Below are 6,215 nucleotides of genomic sequence, written 5' to 3'. Positions count from 1 at the left end.
CGTAAAAAGTGATAGATGAGAATAATAGAATGAGTAAAATTACATTACATATTTTACGCATAGATTATTCTCATCCCATTTAGTATAATAGACTTACGAGAACGTATAGTATTGAGATCCAGATATCCTATATCCATATATCTGATAATAATACGTGCCGGAAGCAACACCGCCGCTCCTTGTTATTGCTAAAGGTATATCACCGTTGATTATTCCTTCGATATTATCATAAACAGGCCCTAGGACATACCCATCAGGAGTATATACTGTAAGACTTATTGAGTTAGTTGGATTTCCCCAGTATACATCAGTATAAATTGTCGTTGGATTTCCGACTACGGTTTTTTGCGCCCATTGTGTCTGTCCCTGCTTTATGGTATTACCCATGGAAGACATTGGTGATACTAACATGCTTTGCGGAGACACGTCTGAACTCTTTCCAAACGTTACAACATATCCGCCATTACCAGACTTGAGATTCTTTAACGACGGTCCCGCGCTCACTGCACCAACCGACGCAGCAGCCATAGCGACCACAAGCGTCGACAGAACTAATACGATAATACCTTTTCTCAACAACATTTAGATCACCTAGAATAAGCGTCAGGAGGGTAAGACTTATATTTTATGTCCACATCGCCGAACTGAACATGCGTACGGTAACAATATTTTACATATATTCAGTTCGGCGATGTGGACATAAACGATATATAAGCTCATGGTAATCTATTGATTGCAACAATTAAGCTTCGGCTTAATTGGGGCGAGTATACAGTAGCGACATTTAGATCCCGGAGAAAGGATAGGGCATTCTGCCCCCTTATTATCCCCTATCTTTTCTCCACGGGTGTCTTTCTTAAAATTTTAACAATTGAAAAAAAGTCTATTTGCGGCGCCTGGCGAACTCTTCCCTGACCTTGTCCAGGGGAATACCTTTGGCCACGAGCATGACCATCAGATGGAACATCAGGTCAGCGCTCTCGCTGACGATATCTTTTTCCCTGCCGTTCTTGGCGGCTATGATGACCTCTGTGGACTCTTCGCCGATCTTCTCCAGCACCTTATCCAGGCCTTTCGGGTCCCGGTACAAAGAGGTCACGTAGGAGCCTTCCTTCGGGTTGTTCATACGATCTACGATAACCGAATATACTTCGTCGAGCACGTCGTCCGCCATGTTAATCGCTCTCCATGCCCCGCCTCTCCAGGTCTTCGGGCGAGATGGTCTTGCGGTCCTTCATTAAAAGCCTTTCCGTTATTTCGATGAGCGGGTGCTTCGCGTAGTCCAGCACCTGGATGTCGTCCAGTGTCTTGAGGCCCGCATCCCGGGCCGACTTTTCCATGCCCAGGGGGATATCTTTTGGTATCTCGAGAATATAGGCATCTATCTTCTGCATGCCAAGGCGCCTGGCGGCTACGACCCTGTGGTGGCCATCGGCCAGCAGCCACCTGCCGGGCTTGTGGATGACGATAAGGGGCTCGGCAAGCCCTTTCTTTAGCTCGTAGATGCGGCCCTCCAGCTCGTCGGCAAAGACCTTGCCCTGGGTGGGCACGAGCTCGTTGATGTCGACTTCGCCCCTGGCGACCGTTATGTCGACGTTGTGGAGCGTCTCCAGCGTTTTCTTTAATTTCCAGACCTTCTGGGGGTCGGCCCGCTCGATCTGGGAGCGGATGACGTCCGAGTTCGTGATGATGCCGACCAGGTTGCCCTTATCGTCGACCACAGGGAGCTTGCTTACGCCCAGCCTGAATATAACTCGGGCGACCTCGTTGATCTCCATGTTCGGGTGCGCGACGATGAGGTTCTTGCTCATAACGTTCTTGACCAGCTCGTCCGACTCGCAAAGCAGCATGTCGAGCGACGAGATGTAGCCTTCGACCTTTTTCTCCTTCGTGACGGGGAAGCCGTCGTGACCCGTTTCCCGCGTGAGCTTGATGACATCCATCACCGTGTCGTCCGGCGATACCGTGATGACCTTGCCGGTCATGTAATCGCCGACCCTGAGTTTGTCCGTCATGATGTACGACCATATGTCAGTCTTGGCACATAATCTTATTCACTTTTTGCGATGTGCGCCGTCTTTCTTTGCTGATCATTCCGGCATCTTTAACGGTCTATACTGGTATGAAACATATTAACAAGCGGAATTACTACACAATATAAGCGATTTTTATATAGGCACATGGGAAAAATACGTCGTGAGCCCATTTTTACCGACTACATTTTAATAATTATAAAAATGTTGTCGCGGATATTTTATATAATGACTGTCTAATATATCGTTTGTAAAAGAGGGGCATGAAGGTGTAGATGATGGAGAAAAACTTAAACTCAGCGATAGCAACGCTCATTTCAGTCACATTGCTCTTCGTTTATTTATTACCCTATTACATGCCTTATTCATATGCAGACCCGATCAGTAATGACAGCATGATCATCAACGGCTCAATAGAGATACCTGCAGGTATATCGGTTACCTTGTTCATAGCGGACAATAACAATAATAAACTCTTGGTAATACCTCCCCCCGTTTTTACATCTTCTGATACTTTTAATATAACTGTGAGTACCAACGATGGGGTCAATGAAGGGGACTGGATTGTATTTCGGATCAATGGAAAAGATTCGGGTGAACACGTCACTTTCATCCCGGGGACCACTCAGAAAGTAGAACTACATTACACGCCTCCCGGGCCGGCAGCGCCTACGGTGGGCCCCATGCCGATAGTTGCCACGCCAGTTCCATTTAAAATAAACGCTACATCGACAGCGACACCTACTCCATTACCGACGCCAGTCCTGACAGTTACGGCAGAGCCTACCGCAATACCTACGCCGATCTCCAGTTCACCGATAGCGAGCCCGTCGCCAACGGCTACATCCTCGGTTTATCCCGTGATCTTTGCAATATTGATCGGTATAATCATACTAGCCCTGCTCATCTTATCTCTAAGAAAGAGATGATAAATGAAAAACCCGGTATCTAACCTAATTTTTCGATTTATTTTTTTATACTCTTAATAAATATGTAACCGTGTTTTGCCGCCGACGTCTTGCCTCTCACCGGAACTAATATGTGCAGCGCGCATCATTAATTAATTGAATGGACACGAAGAGGATCTTAGAGTTGAGGGGCCAGGCAGCCAATATCGAGGCCTCGACCCACGTCGGCAAGAACGGCGTCACGCCCTCGCTCATCGAGGAGCTTAAGCGGCAGCTAAAAGATAATAAGCTCATCAAGGTGAAGCTCCTGAAAAGCGCCGTCGAGGCGATGCCCAGGGCCGAGATGGCAAAGGAGCTGGCGGAAAAAACAGGGGCCGAGCTCATCGAAGTGAAAGGCAATACGGTCGTACTTTTTAAGCGATAAACGAAGCCTATTATTAATAACTTGCCGCAATATCTCTATATGGGGGACTCATGTACTCGGGTCAGAAAGCGTTCTGGAGCGAAACGCCGGCGCAGGCTATGGGCGACCTCGACACGACCGCGCAGGGTCTCAATAGCGACGAGGCGAAACGCCGGCTTAAGGCCTACGGGCCGAACCGGCTCCAGCCCAAAAAGCGCTCCGACCCGCTGACACTGCTCATCAGCCAGTTCAAGAGCCCTATCATTCTTTTACTATTATTCGCCGCTCTTCTGTCGATCTACCTCGGAGATAAAGCCGATTCCATCATCATCCTCATCATCGTATTCCTGAGCGGCGCCCTGGGCTTCTGGCAGGAATACTCGGCCGCCAACGCCATTGAAAAGCTGCTGGCAATGGTCCAGGTCACGGCCCGGGTGCTCCGGGATGGCAGGGAAGTCGACCTCCCGTTCGAGGATATCGTGCCGGGCGACGTGCTTGTCCTGAACGCCGGCGACGGCATTCCCGGGGACGGCCTGATCCTGGAGTCCAGGGACCTTTTCGTGGACGAGGCGGCACTGACCGGCGAAACATATCCAGTCGAAAAGGTCGTCGGAACGCTTCCTCCGGAAACGCCGCTCAGCAAGCGGACCAATGCTCTCTTCATGGGCACGCACGTGATCAGCGGGACGGCGAGGGCCGTCGTAGTGAGGACCGGCACGGACACGGAGTTTGGCCGCATCTCGGAGCACCTGCGCTTCAAGCCGCCAGTGCCCGAGTTCGAGCGGGGCGTCACCCAGTTCGGCTATCTTCTGCTGGAGATCACCACCGTCATGATCATCGCGATCTTCGCCATCAACGTATATTTCCACAGGCCGGTGCTCGACTCCTTCATGTTCGCGCTGGCGCTGGCCGTGGGCCTCACTCCGCAGCTTCTACCGGCCATCATCAGCATTAACCTGGCCACCGGCGCCCGCCGCATGGCGAAGGAGAAGGTCATCGTCAAGCAGCTCTCCTCCATAGAGAACTTCGGCAGCATGAACGTCCTGTGCTCGGACAAGACGGGCACTATCACCGAAGGCAAAGTCGAAGTATACTCGGCCGTCGGCATCGACGGTCAAAAGAGCGATAAGGTCCTGCTATATGCGGGCCTTAACGCCTGCATGGAGTCGGGCTTTGCCAGCCCTATCGACGCTGCAATAAAAAATTATTGCACGCTCGACCTGGGCGGCTATAATAAAGTCGACGAGGTGCCCTACGATTTCATACGGAAACGCCTGAGCGTGCTGGTCGCGAAAGACGGCATTAACATTATAATGACCAAGGGCGCCCTGCAGAACGTTATGGATATCTGCTCCCGGGCGGAGCTGAACGGCAATATCATCGGGATGGGCGAGGCCCGGCCTCTCATCATGAAGCAGTACAACGAGCTGAGCGCGAAAGGGTTCCGCACGCTCGGCGTCTCATATAAGGATGTAGGGCAGCAGTCCCGCATCGCGAAGGACGACGAGTACGACATGACCTTCCTGGGCATCATCGTCTTATATGACCCGCCCAAGCCCGGTATCATGGACGCCATCAAGGACATGAGCCGGCTGGGAGTGACGCTGAAGATCATTACCGGGGATAACGCCCTGGTAGCGGCCTATATCAACCGCCAGATCTGCAGCGCAGACGAAATATCCGGCGGCATATGCAATGACCGCGTGATCAAAGGTACGGAGCTGGACCACATGAGCGACGATGCATTGATGGCGGCGGTCAACGAGGTCAACGTCTTCGCCGAGGTCGAGCCCAACCAGAAGGAGCGCATCATCATCGCGATGAAGCGCGCCGGCAACGTGGTGGGCTATATGGGCGACGGCATCAACGATGGCCCGGCGCTGCATGCGGCCGACGTGGGCATCTCCGTCGACAGTGCCGCGGACGTGGCGAAGGAGGCCGCGGAGATCGTCCTCATGGAGAAGGACCTGGACGTGCTTGCCAGGGGCATCGAAGAGGGCCGGAAGACGTTCGCCAATACGCTGAAGTACGTCTTCATGGCGACCAGCGCGAACTTCGGCAACATGTTCAGCATGGCCGGCGCATCCCTGTTTTTACCGTTCCTGCCGCTGTTGCCGACGCAGATCCTTTTGACCAATTTAATGACCGACATCCCGGAGATGACCATTGCAACCGATACCGTGGACTTGGAGCTGGTCGACCGTCCCAGGCGCTGGGACATCGGCTTCATTAAAAAGTTCATGGTCACGTTCGGCCTGGTAAGCTCGATCTTCGACTTCATGACCTTTGGCGTTCTCTTATTCTTATTACACGCCTCGGAGAGGCAGTTCCAGACCGGGTGGTTCATGGAGTCGGTGGTCTCGGCGGCCATGATCGTGCTGGTGATACGCACCAGGAAACCATTCTTCAGGAGCCATCCCGGGAAGCCGTTGGTCCTGGCTACGCTGCTCATCGTCGCCGTGGTCATTGTTATGCCATATACGCCCATAGCGCCGTTCTTTAAGTTCGAGCCGCTGCCGCCCGTGTTCATTGTGACGCTAGCCATCATCGTCGGGCTGTACATCGCGACGGTCGAAGTGATCAAGTGGATATTTTACAGGGTCGTAAAGTTTTAAATCACAGCTCATTATAAGCTTTCGCTGATACGAATTCTCACTTTTCTCCTATGTGGTTAAGGACGATCAAAGACGGTTAACGGGTAAACGTGGAAAAATATTGTTATAAAATATTTGCTGCGTTGAATATTGATAGGTCATTGTTTAGCAAGTAGTCTTTTTTTTATCGTTTGCGTAATAGCCAAATTTATCGATAGTTTCCGATTATCTTTTTCAATTTTTATGCTTTGTTGAATATGCCCTTTTAAGTCTCAGA

The 6,215-nt window shown here is 51.3% G+C and carries 6 protein-coding genes; 3 read left to right on the top strand and 3 right to left on the bottom strand.

Going from position 1 to position 6,215, the window contains the following annotated elements; all coding sequences use genetic code 11:
• Positions 1–93 precede the first annotated feature (93 nt).
• From VMC84_RS01920 to VMC84_RS01910, 3 genes are all read right to left on the bottom strand, one after another.
• Positions 94–528: a hypothetical protein gene (locus tag VMC84_RS01920; protein ID WP_325377597.1), complete on the bottom strand. Its 435-nt coding sequence runs from the start codon at positions 526–528 to the stop codon at positions 94–96.
• 355 nt (positions 529–883) lie between these two features.
• Positions 884–1,174: a phosphoribosyl-ATP diphosphatase gene (gene hisE, locus VMC84_RS01915; RefSeq protein WP_325377595.1), complete on the bottom strand. Its 291-nt coding sequence runs from the start codon at positions 1,172–1,174 to the stop codon at positions 884–886.
• Between the two features lies 1 nt (position 1,175).
• Positions 1,176–2,015 carry a CBS pair associated ParBc domain-containing protein gene (locus tag VMC84_RS01910; RefSeq protein WP_325377593.1) on the bottom strand — a complete coding sequence of 280 codons (840 nt, stop codon included), beginning with the start codon at positions 2,013–2,015 and terminating at the stop codon, positions 1,176–1,178.
• Positions 2,016–2,308: 293 nt separating this feature from the next.
• Here VMC84_RS01910 and VMC84_RS01905 point away from each other — a divergent pair, with 293 nt between their 5' ends.
• From VMC84_RS01905 to mgtA, 3 genes are all read left to right on the top strand, one after another.
• Positions 2,309–2,962, top strand: a complete 654-nt coding sequence (locus VMC84_RS01905) for a hypothetical protein (protein WP_325377591.1) — start codon at positions 2,309–2,311, stop codon at positions 2,960–2,962.
• 139 nt (positions 2,963–3,101) lie between these two features.
• Positions 3,102–3,365 (top strand): YhbY family RNA-binding protein, encoded by a 264-nt coding sequence (locus VMC84_RS01900; RefSeq protein ID WP_325377589.1) that lies wholly within the window; start codon positions 3,102–3,104, stop codon positions 3,363–3,365.
• A gap of 50 nt (positions 3,366–3,415) precedes the next feature.
• Positions 3,416–5,959 carry a magnesium-translocating P-type ATPase gene (gene mgtA, locus VMC84_RS01895; RefSeq protein WP_325377587.1) on the top strand — a complete coding sequence of 848 codons (2,544 nt, stop codon included), beginning with the start codon at positions 3,416–3,418 and terminating at the stop codon, positions 5,957–5,959.
• Positions 5,960–6,215 lie beyond the last annotated feature (256 nt).

Origin of the sequence: Methanocella sp., assembly GCF_035506375.1 — an archaeon.
In the GTDB taxonomy this organism is placed as follows: Archaea; Halobacteriota; Methanocellia; order Methanocellales; family Methanocellaceae; genus Methanocella.
Note: the sequence above shows the minus strand (reverse complement) of the source record. Positions and strands in the feature narration are given on the sequence as shown.

Coding starts and splice junctions, on each gene's coding strand:
- VMC84_RS01905 (WP_325377591.1), top strand. CDS start 2,309: ATGATGGAGAAAAACTTAAACTCAGCGATAGCAACGCTCATTTCAGTC.
- VMC84_RS01900 (WP_325377589.1), top strand. CDS start 3,102: ATGGACACGAAGAGGATCTTAGAGTTGAGGGGCCAGGCAGCCAATATC.
- VMC84_RS01910 (WP_325377593.1), bottom strand. CDS start 2,015: ATGACGGACAAACTCAGGGTCGGCGATTACATGACCGGCAAGGTCATC.
- mgtA (WP_325377587.1), top strand. CDS start 3,416: ATGTACTCGGGTCAGAAAGCGTTCTGGAGCGAAACGCCGGCGCAGGCT.
- hisE (WP_325377595.1), bottom strand. CDS start 1,174: ATGGCGGACGACGTGCTCGACGAAGTATATTCGGTTATCGTAGATCGT.
- VMC84_RS01920 (WP_325377597.1), bottom strand. CDS start 528: ATGGCTGCTGCGTCGGTTGGTGCAGTGAGCGCGGGACCGTCGTTAAAG.